The organism is Clostridium sp. HMP27, assembly GCF_000765165.1.
In the GTDB taxonomy this organism is placed as follows: domain Bacteria; phylum Bacillota; class Clostridia; order Clostridiales; family Clostridiaceae; genus Clostridium_AK.
Map to the genome: position 1 here is coordinate 195,670 of NZ_JMFY01000018.1, position 17,106 is coordinate 212,775.

Genomic DNA, 17,106 nt, shown 5'->3' on the forward strand with positions numbered 1-17,106 from the left:
TATTTAACCCTTCTTATTTCCCAGAGGATATTTCCTTATTCCAAGTATCTATCCACTGCTTATTTACCTCATTTACATATTGCCAATTTACAGACTTTAACTTTTTAATCATTTCTTCTCCATAAGTTTGACCTTTAGCTTCTTCTTCAGTTAATTTTACATTCTTATTTGATGGTGCTTCTACTTTAGCTTTACCAGTTGCAGTTTGAACTTCTTCACTTAATGCAAAATCTATAAACTTTTCAGCAAGTTCTTTGTTCCTTGATCCCTTAACTACATTTATTGTATTAAGCCCTACATAACTTCCTTCTGCAGGAGTTACAAATTTAGCTCCCGGGCATGCCTTCAATATATTTCCATAAGCAAAGTCTTGAATAACTGCTACAGCTATTTCACCTTGATTAAACATATTTGCAAGCTCTGAGGATTTTCCATAATATTTAACAACACTTGGAGCAAGCTGTTTCATCTTATCAAAAGCTTTAGCTTCATTTCCCTTTATATCTACTCCAGCTTGATCACCTGCTACCATCATCATAAGTGGTCCTGCAGTTACTGTTATATCTGGAATTGCAATTTTTCCTTTAAGTTCTGGTTTCCAAAGATCTGCCCAGGATGTTATAGGAGTTTTAATAACTTCTGGATCGTATACTATTCCAAGACTATTTATAGTGTATGCTGGTCCATATCCTTCTCCTTGAGGAGCTTTTGCTAAATCATATACATTATTTAAGTTTGGAATATTTGCTGTATTTATCTTTTCAAATAATCCTTCTTTTATTCCCTGCATGGAATACAAGTCTGCAAGATAAATTAAATCAATTCCTTCTTTCTTTTGCTTAAGTTTTGTAAGTCTTTCTCCATTGTTACCCTTTTCTAAAACTATTTTTACATTGTATTTTTTTTCAAAAGGCTCATATATATTCTTCTTTAATAAATCCTCATTAAACCCCCAAGTGGAGATTGTGAGTGTTTTTGGTTCTTCCTTGGTATTTGTTGAAGCCTCTTTAGATCCACAACCTACTAAAAGTGTAGTTGCAGTAAGTACTGATGCAAGTAAAATACTTAATTTTTTCATTGATGTTTCCCCCTTAAACTAATATTAATTTATCTTTATTAAATTTAATATTTACCTTTTCACCATTTTTAAAGTTATTCTCAAAACTTGTATTTACAATAAAATCACCAAGCTTAGTGCTTACTATATACTGAATTTGCTTTCCTAGGAATGTACTTATGCCAACAATTCCTTCTATGGTATTTTCTGAATTTCTTCCATCAAATCTTTGAATTTCTATATCTTCCGGTCTTATGGTTCCTTTTGCATCCGACCCCTTTGTGTAGCTTGTATAGAATATTGTGCTATTTTTTGCTTTATAAACTCCTTGACCATTTTCTTCACTTATAAGATCTAAGTCTATGAAGTTTTCAAATCCCACAAACTTTGCAGTAAATTCAGTTAGTGGATTGTTATATATGTTAATTGGATTATCTAACTGTTCAATTATGCCGCCATTCATTACCGCAACCTTGTCTGAAATAGAAAAACATTCTTCTTGATCATGAGTTACATATATTGCAGTAATTCCAAGTCTTTGCTGAATCTTTCTTATTTCAACTCTCATTTTCACCCTAAGTTTTGCATCTAAGTTGCTCAAAGGTTCATCAAATAGTAATAATCCTGGTCTTATAACTAGAGCTCTAGCCAGAGCAACTCTTTGCTTTTGTCCTCCTGAAAGTTCATCTGGAAATCTCTTTTCAAATCCCTTAAGGTCTACTACCTCAAGCATTTCCATAACCCTTTTATTTATTTCTAAATTATCAACTTTTCTAAGCTTTAATCCAAATGCCACATTATCAAATATACTTAAATGAGGAAATAACGCATAGTTTTGAAATACATATCCAAAGTTTCTTTTATGCACAGGCACTTTAGTATAATCCTCACCGTCAAATATAAATTGCCCTTCTGTGCTGTTTAAAAAGCCTTGAACAAGCCTTAAAGTTGTTGTTTTTCCACATCCGCTTGGCCCCAAAAGAGAAACAAGCTCTCCCTTTTCAACTTGGAAATTAAAGTTTTTAAGTATCATATTATCGCCATAACCTGCAGTTATATTTCTTAATTCAAGTAATGCCATATATTATCACTCCTATTTAGCAAAATAACTTAACCCTAAAGTTTTTTCTACAATTACCATTAAAACTATTGTAAATACCATAAGCACAACAGATAACGCTGCAATAGTTGGGTCATAATTGTACTCTACATAACTTAGCATTTGTATAGGTAATGTGCTTACACCTGGTCCTGATAAAAATACCGAAAGAGGCACATTATTAAAGGAATTTATAAATGCAAGTATAAATGCTGCTATTACTCCTGATTTAATATTAGGAAGTACCACCTTAAAAAATGTCCTTCCTTTACTTAACCCCAGACTCATAGCTGCTTCCTCTATAGAATAATCAAAATTACTAAGACTTGAAGAAACTACCCTTATAGCATAAGGAAAAAGTATTATAGCATGTCCGATAAACAAGCTTAAGTAAACTGGAAAATCATTTTCTACCATTAAAAATTTTAATAATGCAAACCCTAAAACTATTCCTGGTATAAGTACAGGCGATACAAATATTCCATTAAGAACATTCTTACCCTTAAAGTTATATCTGTTTATAGCATAAGCTGCTGGAATTCCCATAATAAGTGCTACCATAGTAGCCAAAAAAGCAATTCCCAAACTAATTTTTAAAGTTTCCATAAACATTTCTACATTTAATATATTTTCAAACCATTTAAGAGAAAATCCCTTTGGAGGGAAAGCTAAAAAATTTTCACTGCTGAAAGAAGCTCCGATTATTATAAGCAGTGGTCCTAGCAAGAAAATATATACCATTAAAGTGAATATCACTAAAAATTTATTCTTTTTCACCTTGTCCTACCCCCTTTTATTTAAAGTTTTAGCGCCTCTATTCATGATGGAAGTAACTATAATTGTTGTAATTATCATTATAACGGCTACAACAGATGCGCTATTCCAATCAGATAAAGTCATTGCATTTTGATATATCAATGTTGCTAAAACCCTTGTCTTAGTCCCTCCTAAAAGCTGTGGAGTGGTGTATGCAGTAAGACATCCAGTAAATACAAGTACGCTTCCTGTCATGAGTCCTGGCACGCTTAATGGGAATACCACTTTTAAAAACGCCTTAAACTTAGAAGCTCCAAGACTTTCTGCTGCAAGCATGTAGTCTTCTGTTATATTTTCCATTACACCTATAAGAGAAAGTATCATTAAAGGCAGGAACAATTGCACAAATCCCACTACAATAGAAAATTCATTATATAACATGCTAAGTGGGCTATTGATTAAGTTAAGATTTAAAAGAATTGTATTTAAAAGTCCTTTCTTCCCAAGTATTACAATCCAACAAAAAGAACGAACAACTGGAGATGTAAGCATAGGAAATACTGCTAGCGCTATGTATAATCCTCTTCTTTTAACACCTATTTTAGATATGTAATACGCTGTAGGCAATCCTAAAGCTGCACATATTATAGTACTTATTAAACTTAGTTTCATAGTTCTTATAAATACATCTTGAAAAAAAGAATCCCTAAGTATGTTGGTATAGGCTTCTATAGATAATGCACCTTCAGCTTGAAATGTAGAAATACATATTTTAAATACCGGAATTATAGCGAACAAAGTCAAAAATATTGCAGCAGGTATCATTAAATAAAAGCCAGTTCTCTTTTTCATATTTGTCACCTCCTAAAATTTACACATTAACTACGATAATTCTTTATTTTATAATTACACAAAAGCCCGATTGTAACGAACTAAATATTTATTTTCGAAACCATCATTCGTGTTTTACAAGATAATAATATATCACTTTAGAAATATAGTCAATAGTTTATAAATAATAAATGGTGGTATAATAATATGTATCACTGAATACGGAGGTGTTTTTATGCAAACATTAAACTTTTTAGGAAGAGGTTCTGCTTTTAATACAGAAGAGGGAAATACTTCAGCTTATATAAGACGCGGTGATAAACTTCTCTTAATAGATTGTGGAGAAAGCATATTTGAAAGAATAAAACAAAAGAGGCTATTAGAAAATTCTAAAGAGATAACAATACTAATTACTCATTTACATTCTGACCATGTAGGAAGCCTTAGCAGCCTTATTTTTTACTGTTACTATATGCTAAATAAAAAAGTTTCTATAATATACCCCTCCTCTTATGCATTAAAATCTCTTTTTAGCATAATGAACAATAAAGATAATATGTACAACTTAATAGAAAGCTATGAAAATACTAGTATTTCTTTAGGTGATATAGAAGTTATGCCCGTAAAAGCTTCTCATTCTAAAGAAATGTATTGCTATGGTTATTTTATTTACTATGATAATAAAACGATTTACTATAGTGGTGATTCTAATGCCATTGAGGAAAACACATTAAATCTCTTTAAGAACGGAAAAATTGATGAGTTATATCAAGATACCTGCTACCCTGACTATATGGGAAGTGGTCATTTATCCATTAGTAAACTGTCTGATTTGATTCCCGAAAATCTAAGAGAAAAAGTTTATTGTATACATATAGATGGAAATGAACTTATTAAAGAGGCAACAAAGCTTGGCTTTAATATAGTAGAAATCAATAACTTATAGTCATCATAAAAGAATATTATGACATTTTTAATGTTAAATCTTCCGTATGGGTTCTGCATTTAAGAAAGCGTTCACTACGCAAAGAAGCTCTAATATCTCTGAATTTAAATCGCCTAAACTTTCTAAACTCGTTACCGCTCAGACAGTATAAAGTTCTTTACGGCGATTTAAATTGAGAGAGAAAGAGCTTCTAATTGCTTGTTCAATGCTTTCTACAATGCAGAATACATACTAAATTTAACATTAAAAATATCTTCATCCACACTGCTGAAGGGAGGAATTTCACTTTGGCCAAAGTTCCTTTTAAATTAACACTTATCAAATGGCTGTTAAGCCCGCAGACCGATAGGTCATAAAATATTAATCATTCTATTTTTTATAAAAATTTTTTTATTGTATTACCTTATCTTTAACTTATAAGCTATATTTCCTCATCCATTTAGCATAAGATCTTGCAATGTCAAGGAGTGCCGCCCTAAAAGATTTTTAGAAATTCAGTTATCTAAATTTTTTCCTTTAGCAGTTCACATGAAGAACTTTTTAATACTTCAGGGGCATTGAATGAGCCTTAGAACGGCTTCCTAGATGAAAATTCTATACGACCCAGAACATTAAAAATGTCGCCTTATCTCTATATTTTCTTTAGAATGTTATTTATTCCTTCGCTTGCTTTTAAACGCTGTTCTTGAATCCATTCTTCGTCAAATTCCAAATGGAACAACTTTGAAAAAGAGTAATATAAATTTAATTTTTGATAGTAAATCTCTAATTCATATAAGTCATTAAATCTATAAGAAGGTTTTGAAAGTTTTTCTTGTTTTGCTACAAATAATTCATCTACATAAGTTAAAAATGTGTGCATAAGATCTTTATCACTTACATCAAAAGGTACTTTCAAAAGCTTCCATTGGATTGATTCATCTAACTTATAAAACTTTAAGTTATCAAGTATAATTATATATTCATTTATATCCATCTTTCTGTAAAAAGATACTTTTTCTTCTCTTGTGCTCCATAATGCTAACTTTTCTCTTAAAGGTAAACTTTTTACCTTTAGTATTGCATCACTAGGCCCTATTACCCCTTCATTTATGTCCCTATCTTTTACCATAATCATCTCATCTATAAAGTCTTGCGTATGCCCATGGGATGCTACATATCCTATATCATATATACCCTTTCTACCTGCCCTTCCTGCAATTTGTTTTACCTCTTGAGAAGTTAAATATCTTACTTCATTGCCATCAAACTTTTTAACATCCATAAATACTATTCTCTTTATAGGCAAATTTACTCCCATACCAATTGCATCGGTAGTTATAAGTATAGAGGTTTCCTTATTTATAAATTGTTCATACTGCTTTCTTCTAACTTCTGGAGGCAAATCTCCATATATAAGACTTGCTTTTATGCCTAAATCAGCATAATGATATGCAAGATTTAAAACTCTCTTTTTAGAAAATACAACTAATGCATCTCCCTCTTGAATATCCTTATATGCAAAAGGATTTTCTTGTATCTCTAAAGGTATATCCCTTGTATATTCTCTAAACTCGTATTCATCTTCACAATCCTCTATTATTTCTATTAAAAGCTCTTTTGCATTTAACGCACCACACACATGAATTTCCTTACAATTTAACGCCAACATAGCTCTTGTCCATGCTGCTCCTCTTTGATCGTCATTTATCATTTGCACTTCATCTATTATTGCTAGGTCATAGTTTTCTCCTATATTCAACTTTTCTATAGTGCATGAAGTATGGGTTGCACCTTCTATGATTATCTCTTCTTCTCCTGTAAGTAAGTTGCACTTTACTCCTTCACTGTTAAGCCTTTCAAAATTTTCTAATGCTAGTATTCTTAAAGGTGATAAATATATTCCTTTAGTAACTTCTTTTAACCTTTGCATAGCATTGTAAGTTTTTCCAGTATTCGTTTCTCCCAAGTGAAGATAAAACTTTCTTTTAAGTCTTCGTGCATCTTCATATTCATCCTTTGGATTTTTAGGAAATATTGTTTCAAATTCATGATATATAAGCTTTGGAATATGCTTAGTTATAAGTACACTCATAGCACCTGATTTTAAATAAGCGCCATAATTCCCCTTCACTATTTCGTCAAATCTATAACTTGTATGATTTTTTCTATTGTAATCCTCTATGAGTTTTTTAGATATGTACTCTAAAATTTCTGAATATCTTTCATGAACTACTCTAAACTCTTTATTATCAAGACCTTCAAACTCTTTTAATTGCTTTATTTTTTTACGAACTGATGCCTCGTGCTCCCAAAGCATATGTGGTTTAGTATGCCTTACTATTTGTTCTATTTGATTTATTTGACTTTTTATTTTTCTAAAATTTCTATCTACTGTACTTTTACTGCTACCTCTTCCCATAGTAAAACTCCTTACATATGATATTTATAATTTACTATTATATCATTATTTCCCATTAAAAATGCCCCTCTTAGTAAAGCTTATATTTAGCTTTACCAGAGAGGAAAATTAAATGCTATATTTTATTAATATTATTATTTTTTATTCTACTTCTATTCCATCTTTAGTTACATATGGTCCTGTTTCTGGCATATTTTCAGCTATGCTTGTATCCGCTTCGTATAAGGAACCATCCGCTGTTGATGATACTAGAGACATAATAGCTTCTACAAAAGTTTTTGTTAGATATCCCGAAGATTTTTGTCCAAGACTCTGCATTTGTCCGCGCATTTCAATTAAAACACTTCCAGCTCCAGCTATACCGTAGGAATTTCTTGCTATTCCTTCATAAGCCCCGCCATCATATCTACTTACTTCTGCAAATCCAAAATGTTCTAGATCATTATATATAACTGAGCACATTTTCTTTGATAACTCTACTGCTTCAGGTTTTGCTTTTGGATCTGTAGGCCAAAGTATTGAAGTTTTAATCATATCTCCATCTTCTTCATTAAGATATGTGCCCTGATGATGTAAATCAATTATCCATTCAGGCTGAATAGCTTTAAATGTATTCAATACCGCTACTGATTCCTTAACAGGATTAGTTGGGAACGTCTTTCCATTATCCAATTTATAATACGGGCTGTCCTCCCAGTTTTGCCAATGCCAACGATTCATATCATATCCTACACCAGCACTTGAATAGCTAACCTTTGGTGCAGTTGGATCATCCGTATACCTTTGTTTCTTTTCTGTTCCATCAACATTTACCCTTGGCACAATATATAAAGTAACTTTGCTTAATATGTCTTCAATTTTACTATTATCTGTACTTAAATATTTTAATACGTTCAGTGCTGCCTCTGTTCCTAAGGGTTCATTCCCATGCTGTTGACTGATTACCATAACTTTTTTAGGGCCTGTCCCTATTTTCGCCAGATATATATCTCTACCTTGATTAGATTGTCCTATAGTTGAAAGCTGCATTTTGCCCTGAGATGATTTTTCAATTTGCTTCAACGTTTTTGATAATTCCTCATAGTCATGTAAGCCGCTTAAGCTTATGTTTTGAGTTTCAGTTACCCATGGACCGCTTGGCTTTAAGCTAGTACCACCTGCATAAATTGTTGATGATGCAGTAATTACTGATGCTAAAGCCAATGCTAAAGCAAGTGCACGTGATTTTCTCATAACATTCTCCTCCTATAAGTTCATTATTCTTTAATCATTTAGGTTTATTGCTTAACCTATTTTTATTATATACCCCTAAAATACTATTTTATGTCATAACATAGCATACGTGCGCAAGATATTTCCAACGATTTTACAACTTTTTTTCATATTTTCTTTTTTCTTTGCTATCTTTCTTATTTTTAAAATATTTATAAACTAATTAAAACCTTAATTAAAGAAAAAAATATAGGATAATTTAAAGAATTATGTAATTATTTTTATTGAAAAAAATTATAATTAAAGTATATATGTTTAATAAAATAATAAAGTTCATTAAAGTAAAAGAAAAAAGCTTATTAAAACAAACCAATAAGCCCTTTTCTTAAATTTATTACTATAAAAATTATAAAAAGTATACAATGATTTAAATCACTGTATACTTTTTAATAACAAACCTAAAATTTACTGTCATCCACACTTAAAAGTTCCTTTTTTATTTTATCTACTACTTCCCTTACAGTTCCATCTTCAAAAGGTGATTTAAGTCCTGCTTCGAATGCAAGTTTTAAGAAGGACTTACTTCCCCCAAGCTTACATAACTTAACATAGGATTTCCATGCCTTTTCTCTATTTTCCATGGACCATACATAGTATTGAAAAGCACATAACTGAGCTAAGGTATAATCTATATAATAAAAAGGTGATTCATAAATATGTCTTTGTTGCTGCCAATATCCACCTTTCTCAAGAAAGTCATTTTCTTCATAGGTTTTATGAGGAAGATACTTCTTTTCAATACCTCTCCAAGTATTTTTTCTCTCCTCAGGAGTCATATCAGGGTTTTCATAAATTTTCTCCTGAAACTCATCTACAGATACTCCATAAGGTATAAATAAAAGCGCATCTGCCAAATGAGAAAATTTATATTTTTCTGTTTCATCTTCAAAGAATAAATTCATCCAAGGATAAGTAAAGAATTCCATACTCATGGAATGAATTTCACAAGCTTCATAGGTTGGAAATTGGTATTCTGGTATTTCATAGTCTCTACTGCTGTAAACTTGGAAAGCATGCCCCGCTTCATGAGTTAAAACATCTACATCGCCTGAAGTTCCATTAAAATTTGAGAATATAAATGGAGCCTTATACTCGCTTATATAAGTACAGTACCCTCCACTTGCTTTCCCTTTTTTAGCTACTAAATCCAAAAGCTCTCCATTTACCATAAAGTCAAAAAATTCTCCTGTTTCCTTGGAGAGCTCATTATACATGTTCTTTGCATTATTCACCATAAAATTTGCATCACCATGGGGTTTCGCATTCCCAGTTTTAAATTTAAAATCTAAATCATAATAACTCATATTAGATAAGCTAAGTCTTTTTCTTTGTTTTTCTACAAGTTCTTGGCATACAGGTACTATACTTTCCTCTACCTGTTTTCTAAAATTCTTCACCATATCCTTATTATAGTCTGTTCTAAGCATCCTGTCATAAGCAAGCTCTACAAAGTTGTTATAGCCTAGAGCTTTAGCTACTCTTGTCCTTATCTTCACAAGCCTATCATATATGTTATCAAATTCTTTTTCATGTTCCTCAAAGAACTTATACTTTGCCTCTGATGCCCTTTTTCTTACTTCTCTATCCTTTGATTGCATAAATGGAGCCATCTGAGCTAAATTTCTCTCTTCTCCTTCAAAAATTATCTTTGCTGATGCAAGAAGCTTTGTATATTCACTAGAAACCTTATTTTCTTCTTGAAGATCTGAAATCACTTCGGGAGAAAAGGTCTTAATTGAAAGCTCTGCTATATCGAATAGCTGAGTTCCCCATTTTGCTTCAAGCTCTTCCTTAAACTTAGAGGATGTAAGAGCTTTATAATAATCTGATATAACCTCTTCATATAATGGCATATTGATATCCAAGAAGTCCTGCTCCTCTTCATAAAACTTATCTGTAGTATCAATGGTATGTCTTATTTCAGCTATTTGAGCCATAGATTCAAATTCACTTCTTAATTTATTTATATCTTCCATAATTTTATTTTGTTTCTCTAAAGTATCACTGTTTTTAAATTCTTCAAGAAGAATATTAAACTTTCCCTTAATTTCTTTTATATTAGGTCTTTCATATTTAAATTCACTAAACTTCATAGTACTCCATCCCTTCAATGTGTATTATTTTCTTAGTATTTTCACTTTCACATGCAATTATATGCACCATAATTCATATAAATCAATAGTATTATACCATATTAAGGATTAATTTATATATTTTCGGAAATGTATTTTTCAACAATTGGATTGCCCTTAAAGCTAATATAATTATTAAAATCCAAGCCGTGATATTACTATTTATACACTTGACAATTAACTATTATAATTGAATAATATTAATTATTAAATATGATCTCTAAATGAAGTTGTTTGATAGTCATATAATATAATTCAAGAAAGATGGTGCTTTATTATGGATAAATTATTATTCGGAATATCTGGCCTGCCTATAGGCGAAGAAGGTATGAAATTTACTTATAAAACTGGCATAGAATACTTAAAAAACATAGGACTTGATGCAATGGAACTCCCCTTTGTGCGTTCTGTAAATATCACAGATAAAAATAAAGATGAAGTTTTAAATTCAAAACTTTTAAATGACTTTTATCTTTCTGCACATGGCTCTTATTATATAAATTTAAATGCTGATGAAGATGAAAAACAAGAAAAGTCTCTTGAGAGAATAATAAAAGGCGCTGAAGCTCTTTTAAAAGTACAAGGAAGAAGTTTGGTATTTCATCCTGGATTTTATTTAAAGGACAGTAAACAAGAAACCTTTAATACCATTAAAGAGAACCTATTAAAACTTCCTGACCTTGGAGTGGATTATAGACTTGAAACCACCGGAAAAGGCACCCAATTTGGAAGCCTTGAAGAAAATGTAGCTCTTTGTAAAGAAGTTAAAACCTGTAAACCTTGCATTGATTTTTCCCATTTACACGCAAGATATAACGGCAGCTTAAAGACTTATGATGACTTTGCAACGGTACTTCAACATATAAAGAATGAACTTGGCTACGAAGCCTTAGAAGATATGCATATACATATATCAGGTATAAACTACGGAGAAAAAGGCGAAAAAAATCACCTTCCATTTTTAGAAAGTGATTTTAAATTTGAAGAATGCTTAAAAGCCTTTAAAACCTTTGATATTAAAGGCTGTGTGGTTTGTGAAAGCCCTATGCTTGAAAAGGATGCACTGCTTTTAAAAAGCTTTTATGAAAGCCTTTAGAAAAAATATAGCATTTTTAATATTGAATCTATCGTATGGGATTTATATTTAGGAAAGCGTTCGTTTCGTAAAAAAGGTCTAATATTTCTGCCCTTAAAATATCTAAACCTTCTAAACTCGCTCTGCTCGAACAATAGAAGGTTCTTAACGATATTTTGAGTTCAGAAATAAAGAACTTTTAATACTTACTCAATGCTCTCTACAATATAAATCCCATACTATTATTCAATATTAAAAATATCATTGAGCTTACCTGCTAAAGGAGGAAATTCAGCTAACTGAATTTCTAAATTATTTAGCACTTAGCACATAAACGTCTTTTAGGGAGGCAGCCCTATGGGCGACAAGAACTTGTACGAAATAAAATTTTAAATTTATAAGCTAAAGATATGAGGGTATGATAAAAGGTTCTTAATAAAAAAATTGTATCTAATATTTCCCTACCTATCGGTCTGCGGGCTTATCAGCCCTTTTATGAGAACCAATTTTAAAGGAACTTTTGCCAAAGCGAAATTCCTTACTGCAGCAGTGTAGATGAAGACATTTTTAATGTTAAATTTAGTATGAGTTCTGTATTGTAGAAAGCATTGAACAAGCAATTAGAAGCTCTTTATCTCTCAATTTAAAGCACCGTTAAGAATTTTCTACTGTTTGAACGGTAGTGAGTTTAGAAAATTTAGGTATTTTAAATTGAGAGATATTATAGCTTCTTTGCGAAGTGAACGCTTTCTTAAATGCAGAACCCATACGGAAGATTTAACATTAAAAATGTCATAATATCCTTTTAGTTTGAACTATTCCATCAAGCTCTTTAACTGTTCCGCAGCCTTTTTAATATCTTCTTTCCCAAGTATTGCAGATATAACAGCTACTCCATCTATATTGGCTGGCTTTAACTTTGTTATATTATTTTCGCTTATTCCTCCAATAGCTACTACAGGAATGTTTAAGCTTTTCTTTATACTTGAAAGTTCCTCTATGGTTACGCTATCTGCATCATCCTTTGTAGTAGTTGGAAATACTGCCCCAACTCCTACGTAATCTGCTCCATCTTCTTGTGCCTTTAGAGCTTCTTCAACATTAGATGTTGAAACCCCTATAATTTTTTCTGAACCTAATATACTTCTTACTATACTGCAAGGCAAATCGCTTTGCCCAACATGAACACCATCAGCATCTACAGCCAATGCAATGTCAACTCTATCGTTAATTATTAAAGGAACGTCATACTTTTTACATACTTCCTTCACCTTTAGAGCTTCTTTATAAAAGTCTAAAGAATCCACATCTTTTTCTCTTATCTGTACTAATGTTACTCCACCAAGTATTGCTTCCTCTACAGCTTTATCTAAAGATCTATCTTTTATGAAACTTCTATCTGTTACAAGATATAAAGTATAATTTACACTTTTCTTATTCATAATTAGTCTCCTTATTTTTCAGTTATCTTTGCATATTCATAAATTATTTCAGGAGTGATATTTGAAACGCTGTCAATTATAGCTGTCCTAAAACTTCCCGTTCCCAAATCCTTATCTGTTACAGCCTTGTATGCTCTTTCCCCGCTTATGCCCATAGTTAAAACTCCAAGTACTGTAGCTATATGCTTATCTTCTCCTGTTCCTAAAAATGCACCTATAAGAGAGGAACACATGCAGCCAGTTCCCGTAACTTGTGATAACATAGGGTGTCCATTATATATTAAGTATGTTTTATCATTGTAGCTTATGGAGTCCACCTTTCCTGTTATAGCTATTACAGAATTTAGTTTTTTAGATAATTCTTCTCCTAGTTTCTTTCTTCCTTCTATTTCATCTTTTTCTTCTACATCTACATCTACGCCTCTAGTCTTTGAGCTTAGTCCTGCTAAAACTTTAATTTCTGAAAGATTTCCTCTTATAACATCAAATTGTATATTTTCTAGTAAAAGCTTTGCAGTTTTTGTTCTAAGACTAGTTGCTCCAACCCCCACAGGATCAAGTATTACAGGAACATTTAGTTCATTTGCCTTTTTCCCTGCAAGTATCATAGAATTTATAGTTCTGCTGTTTAATGTACCAATATTTATTACTAGTGCCGAAGCAATAGATACCATTTCCTCAACTTCAGCTTCATCATCTGCCATTACAGGGCTTCCACCTAGCGCAAGTACAATATTTGCACAGTCGTTTACTGTAACGTAATTTGTTATGTGATGTACAAGAGGTGTCTTTTCCTTAACTTGTAAAAGAATACGATTAAGCTTTTCATTAATTCCCATAATAGTTTCCTCCAAACTTATATATAGATTTTTATTTCTATAGCATACCTGCATTTTTATACAGTGTGTAAAAATGATTAGTAGGACCTACACCATGGCCAATATCTAATGAGTGCTTAATTGCTTCTGTAATATATTCCTTAGCTCTTTTTATTGATTCTACTAAAGTATAACCCAATGCTAAATTAGAACATATTGCAGAAGATAAGGTACATCCTGTTCCATGAGTATTTTTAGTATGTATTCTTTCTCCTTCAAAATAATGAAATTCTTTTCCATCATATAATATATCTACAGCATCATCCGCTAAATGACCTCCCTTTAAAAGTACATTAGGGGCCCCTATGAAATGAATTATCTTTGCTGCAGTTTCCATTTGTTCTCTTGTTTCTATAGCCTTTAATGTTTCAGCTTCTTTTAACAATTCACTATACTCATGATTATCCGTATACATCTGTTTATAAGTTTCTATTATAGCCAATGCTTCAGGGATATTAGGAGTTATAATAGAGCTTAAAGGTATTAATTTTTCTATAAGTGCTTTTTTTGATTCAGGTTTAAGTAAATCAAATCCACTTTTTGAAATCATCACAGGATCTAAAACCATATTCTTAGGTTTATATTCATTTAACTTTTTACTGATTGCATCTATAGTTTCTATTTTTGAAACCATTCCTATTTTCACTCCATCTACCTCTATATCCTTAAATATTGCATCTATTTGAGCCTCTATAATTGAAGATGATAAATCCTCCACTGCCCAAACACCTTGAGTATTTTGAGCCGTAATAGCAGTTATAACACTCATTCCAAAGGTTCCATTTGCAGAAAATGTCTTTAAATCAGCCTGAATACCTGCTCCTCCTGAACTGTCAGAACCTGCAATAGTTAATACTTTTTTCATTTACAAAACCTCCTCATTTAGTTTTTTCAATACTTTTTAATCAATTTCAATTAGCCTTAGTGTTATTGCTTATAAACCATGTTTATTATGTTTCTCTTTAATATAATAGTTAGTACCACATAAGCTATTAATGCTCCTCCTAAACTGCTTATGGAAAAAGGTATTACATAAAATAGTGCTGCAACATCTTTTCCAAGTACTAATTTAGAAATTGGGTAACAAACAAGTGCTCCAATTACTCCCGTACCTATAACTTCTCCTAGAAAAGCATGTATAATCTTTTTGCCTCTTTTATAAAATAACGCTGCCAAAAATGCTCCTATCATGCTTCCAGGAAAAGCCATAATAGAACCTGTTCCTAAAATATTTCTTATAACTGATATACAAAAGGCAATACCTACTCCTATGTAGGAATTAAACATTACTGCAGAAAGTACATTAATTAAATGTTGTATAGGAAAACACCTTGAAGCTCCTATTGGAATATAAATTAAATTTGAAAGTAAAACTCCCATAGCTATAAGTAGTGCTGAAAAAGTTAATTTTTTTGTACCCATAAAATCACTCCTAAATTTAAATAATATAAAATTTTAGTACTATCCAGCAGAAAATTAGAAGTATTTTAAAAGTAGTAGTTTTTAATTTTTCTATAATATAAAAAACAAAAGACATAAACTCCCACGAAGTTTATGTCTTAAATATCAAAACAATATCTACATCTAACTCCCTACGCCGGCATTATCCAGATCAGGTTAAAGGGTCTAAGAATGGATTTCTTACTCTCAGCTGGCCATTACCAACTCCCCTGTGTAATTACCTATATTATTAATTTTCATTAACATCATACTATATATAAAAAATTAAGTCAATTGATCCCTATGAAGTTCCTAAAAATTCAAGTTAGAACTGGCACATAGAAATAAAGTATTTGTGGAACTGAAGATTTTCTGTAAGTTCAGGATGAAAGGATGTGACAAGGATATTATTTTGTTTAGCTGCTACTATATTCTCCTTTAACTTATGGAGTACTTCTACATCATCTCCCACACTAACAATAAATGGTGCTCTAATGAACACAAGCGGAATTGGATTATCTGATACACTCTTAATAACATCCTCAGTGCTAAAACTATTTATTTGCCTTCCATATGCATTCCTTCTAACTTTTATATTCATTACAGAAATATGTGTTATGTCGTCATTTTCAATTTCCTGTGCAAGCAGTATCATGCCTGCACAAGTTCCCCATACTGGTAATCCTAATAGTATCTTCTCTCTAAGCTTGGGAAGCATTCCTGTTTCCCTTAAAATTTTGCCAATAGCAGTACTTTCTCCCCCTGGTAAAATTAATCCATTAATATCTTCAATATCCTTTAACGTTTTAACTTCAACTGCATCAAAGCCTAATGCATTTATGCTTTTTATATGTTCTATAACTCCACCTTGAAGGGATAAAACTCCTATCTTCATCTTACCAGCCTCTTTCTGCATATCTATTAGTTAAATCTCTTAAGTCTATTCCACTCATCGGCTCCCCTAATTCTTCTGAAACCTCGGCAAGTCTCTTAGGATCATTATGATAAGTAGTTGCAAGTACTATTGCCTTTGCTCGTTTTTCTGGACTATCTGACTTAAATATTCCAGAGCCAACAAACACCCCTTCGGAGCCAAGCTGCATCATAAGTGCGGCATCTGCTGGTGTTGCAATTCCACCTGCTGCAAAATTCACTACAGGAAGCTTTCCTTCCTTCCAAACAAATTTTATCAATTCGTATGGAGCTGACATTTCCTTTGCAATTGTCATAAGTTCTTGTTCTGGAGCATTTTTTATTTTTCTTATTTCATCCATCATGCATCTCATATGCCTTACAGCTTCAACAACATTTCCTGTACCCGCTTCCCCCTTTGTTCTAATCATAGAAGCTCCCTCACCTATTCTTCTTAAAGCTTCTCCAAGATTTTTAGCACCACAAACAAAAGGAACTTTAAAATCCCATTTATTTATATGATAAGCTTCATCTGCAGGAGTTAAAACTTCACTTTCATCAATATAATCGATTTCCAAAGCTTGAAGTATTTGAGCTTCTACAAAGTGACCAATTCTAACTTTGGCCATAACTGGTATTGAAACTGCTGATTTTATTTCTTTAATCATTTTAGGATCGGACATTCTTGCAACTCCACCTTGCTTCCTTATATCGGAAGGTACTCTTTCAAGAGCCATTACAGCACAAGCTCCAGCCTTCTCCGCTATTTCAGCTTCCTTTGGATTAACAACATCCATAATTACTCCACCTTTTAACATTTGAGCAAGGTTTTTGTTTAGTTCATAATTGTTCATAAAAATATTCC

At 31.8% G+C, this 17,106-nt stretch carries 15 protein-coding genes and 1 riboswitch; of the genes, 2 read left to right on the forward strand and 13 right to left on the reverse strand.

The annotated features are described in order from the left end of the window. Positions 1 to 13: 13 nt before the first annotated feature. The 4 genes from DP68_RS10075 to DP68_RS10090 are packed head-to-tail and all read right to left on the reverse strand — an operon-like array spanning position 14 to position 3,764. Positions 14 to 1,078, reverse strand: a complete 1,065-nt coding sequence (locus DP68_RS10075; protein WP_035309071.1) for an ABC transporter substrate-binding protein — start codon at positions 1,076 to 1,078, stop codon at positions 14 to 16. Between the two features lie 13 nt (positions 1,079 to 1,091). Next, positions 1,092 to 2,138, reverse strand: a complete 1,047-nt coding sequence (locus DP68_RS10080; RefSeq protein ID WP_035309073.1) for an ABC transporter ATP-binding protein — start codon at positions 2,136 to 2,138, stop codon at positions 1,092 to 1,094. 12 nt (positions 2,139 to 2,150) lie between these two features. After that, on the reverse strand, positions 2,151 to 2,933 hold the full coding sequence (locus DP68_RS10085) for an ABC transporter permease (protein ID WP_035309075.1): 783 nt from the start codon (positions 2,931 to 2,933) through the stop codon (positions 2,151 to 2,153). A gap of 6 nt (positions 2,934 to 2,939) precedes the next feature. Beyond that, the gene (locus DP68_RS10090) at positions 2,940 to 3,764 is read right to left on the reverse strand and encodes an ABC transporter permease (RefSeq protein ID WP_035309077.1); all 825 of its coding nucleotides are present in this window, start codon (positions 3,762 to 3,764) and stop codon (positions 2,940 to 2,942) included. Positions 3,765 to 3,978: 214 nt separating this feature from the next. On the opposite strand from DP68_RS10090, the gene DP68_RS10095 reads away from it, so the two are divergent. After that, positions 3,979 to 4,689, forward strand: coding sequence for an MBL fold metallo-hydrolase (locus DP68_RS10095; RefSeq protein ID WP_035309080.1), 711 nt, complete (start codon positions 3,979 to 3,981; stop codon positions 4,687 to 4,689). Positions 4,690 to 5,320: 631 nt separating this feature from the next. Here the strand turns inward: DP68_RS10095 and DP68_RS10100 are convergent. From DP68_RS10100 to DP68_RS10110, 3 genes are all read right to left on the reverse strand, one after another. After that, the gene (locus tag DP68_RS10100) at positions 5,321 to 7,090 is read right to left on the reverse strand and encodes a helicase-related protein (protein WP_035309082.1); all 1,770 of its coding nucleotides are present in this window, start codon (positions 7,088 to 7,090) and stop codon (positions 5,321 to 5,323) included. 141 nt (positions 7,091 to 7,231) lie between these two features. Continuing rightward, a complete protein-coding gene (locus tag DP68_RS10105) occupies positions 7,232 to 8,323 on the reverse strand; it encodes a M14 family metallopeptidase (RefSeq protein ID WP_052085743.1) in 1,092 nt (363 codons plus the stop codon). A gap of 437 nt (positions 8,324 to 8,760) precedes the next feature. Then, positions 8,761 to 10,455: a M3 family oligoendopeptidase gene (locus DP68_RS10110; RefSeq protein ID WP_035309084.1), complete on the reverse strand. Its 1,695-nt coding sequence runs from the start codon at positions 10,453 to 10,455 to the stop codon at positions 8,761 to 8,763. A gap of 316 nt (positions 10,456 to 10,771) precedes the next feature. On the opposite strand from DP68_RS10110, the gene DP68_RS10115 reads away from it, so the two are divergent. Further along, positions 10,772 to 11,590, forward strand: a complete 819-nt coding sequence (locus DP68_RS10115; protein ID WP_035309086.1) for a TIM barrel protein — start codon at positions 10,772 to 10,774, stop codon at positions 11,588 to 11,590. A 794-nt stretch (positions 11,591 to 12,384) separates the two neighbouring features. On the opposite strand, the gene thiE is transcribed toward DP68_RS10115, so the two are convergent. The 6 genes from thiE to pdxS form a co-directional block, all read right to left on the reverse strand. After that, complete coding sequence (gene thiE / locus DP68_RS10120) at positions 12,385 to 13,011, reverse strand: thiamine phosphate synthase (RefSeq protein ID WP_035309088.1); 627 nt, start codon at positions 13,009 to 13,011, stop codon at positions 12,385 to 12,387. A gap of 11 nt (positions 13,012 to 13,022) precedes the next feature. Beyond that, the gene (gene thiM, locus DP68_RS10125; RefSeq protein ID WP_035309090.1) at positions 13,023 to 13,850 is read right to left on the reverse strand and encodes a hydroxyethylthiazole kinase; all 828 of its coding nucleotides are present in this window, start codon (positions 13,848 to 13,850) and stop codon (positions 13,023 to 13,025) included. Positions 13,851 to 13,887: 37 nt separating this feature from the next. Continuing rightward, positions 13,888 to 14,754: a hydroxymethylpyrimidine/phosphomethylpyrimidine kinase gene (locus DP68_RS10130; protein ID WP_035309093.1), complete on the reverse strand. Its 867-nt coding sequence runs from the start codon at positions 14,752 to 14,754 to the stop codon at positions 13,888 to 13,890. Between the two features lie 62 nt (positions 14,755 to 14,816). Further along, a complete protein-coding gene (thiW, locus tag DP68_RS10135) occupies positions 14,817 to 15,311 on the reverse strand; it encodes an energy coupling factor transporter S component ThiW (protein ID WP_035309094.1) in 495 nt (164 codons plus the stop codon). 150 nt (positions 15,312 to 15,461) lie between these two features. Further along, positions 15,462 to 15,571: riboswitch (TPP riboswitch) on the reverse strand. Positions 15,572 to 15,654: 83 nt separating this feature from the next. After that, positions 15,655 to 16,224, reverse strand: a complete 570-nt coding sequence (gene pdxT, locus DP68_RS10140) for a pyridoxal 5'-phosphate synthase glutaminase subunit PdxT (RefSeq protein WP_035309096.1) — start codon at positions 16,222 to 16,224, stop codon at positions 15,655 to 15,657. 1 nt (position 16,225) lies between these two features. Next, complete coding sequence (pdxS, locus tag DP68_RS10145) at positions 16,226 to 17,101, reverse strand: pyridoxal 5'-phosphate synthase lyase subunit PdxS (protein WP_291548638.1); 876 nt, start codon at positions 17,099 to 17,101, stop codon at positions 16,226 to 16,228. Between the last annotated feature and the right edge of the window lie 5 nt (positions 17,102 to 17,106).

Coding starts and splice junctions, on each gene's coding strand:
- DP68_RS10075 (WP_035309071.1), bottom strand. CDS start 1,078: ATGAAAAAATTAAGTATTTTACTTGCATCAGTACTTACTGCAACTACA.
- DP68_RS10080 (WP_035309073.1), bottom strand. CDS start 2,138: ATGGCATTACTTGAATTAAGAAATATAACTGCAGGTTATGGCGATAAT.
- DP68_RS10090 (WP_035309077.1), bottom strand. CDS start 3,764: ATGAAAAAGAGAACTGGCTTTTATTTAATGATACCTGCTGCAATATTT.
- DP68_RS10095 (WP_035309080.1), top strand. CDS start 3,979: ATGCAAACATTAAACTTTTTAGGAAGAGGTTCTGCTTTTAATACAGAA.
- DP68_RS10100 (WP_035309082.1), bottom strand. CDS start 7,090: ATGGGAAGAGGTAGCAGTAAAAGTACAGTAGATAGAAATTTTAGAAAA.
- DP68_RS10105 (WP_052085743.1), bottom strand. CDS start 8,323: ATGAGAAAATCACGTGCACTTGCTTTAGCATTGGCTTTAGCATCAGTA.
- DP68_RS10110 (WP_035309084.1), bottom strand. CDS start 10,455: ATGAAGTTTAGTGAATTTAAATATGAAAGACCTAATATAAAAGAAATT.
- DP68_RS10115 (WP_035309086.1), top strand. CDS start 10,772: ATGGATAAATTATTATTCGGAATATCTGGCCTGCCTATAGGCGAAGAA.
- thiE (WP_035309088.1), bottom strand. CDS start 13,011: ATGAATAAGAAAAGTGTAAATTATACTTTATATCTTGTAACAGATAGA.
- thiM (WP_035309090.1), bottom strand. CDS start 13,850: ATGGGAATTAATGAAAAGCTTAATCGTATTCTTTTACAAGTTAAGGAA.
- DP68_RS10130 (WP_035309093.1), bottom strand. CDS start 14,754: ATGAAAAAAGTATTAACTATTGCAGGTTCTGACAGTTCAGGAGGAGCA.
- thiW (WP_035309094.1), bottom strand. CDS start 15,311: ATGGGTACAAAAAAATTAACTTTTTCAGCACTACTTATAGCTATGGGA.
- pdxT (WP_035309096.1), bottom strand. CDS start 16,224: ATGAAGATAGGAGTTTTATCCCTTCAAGGTGGAGTTATAGAACATATA.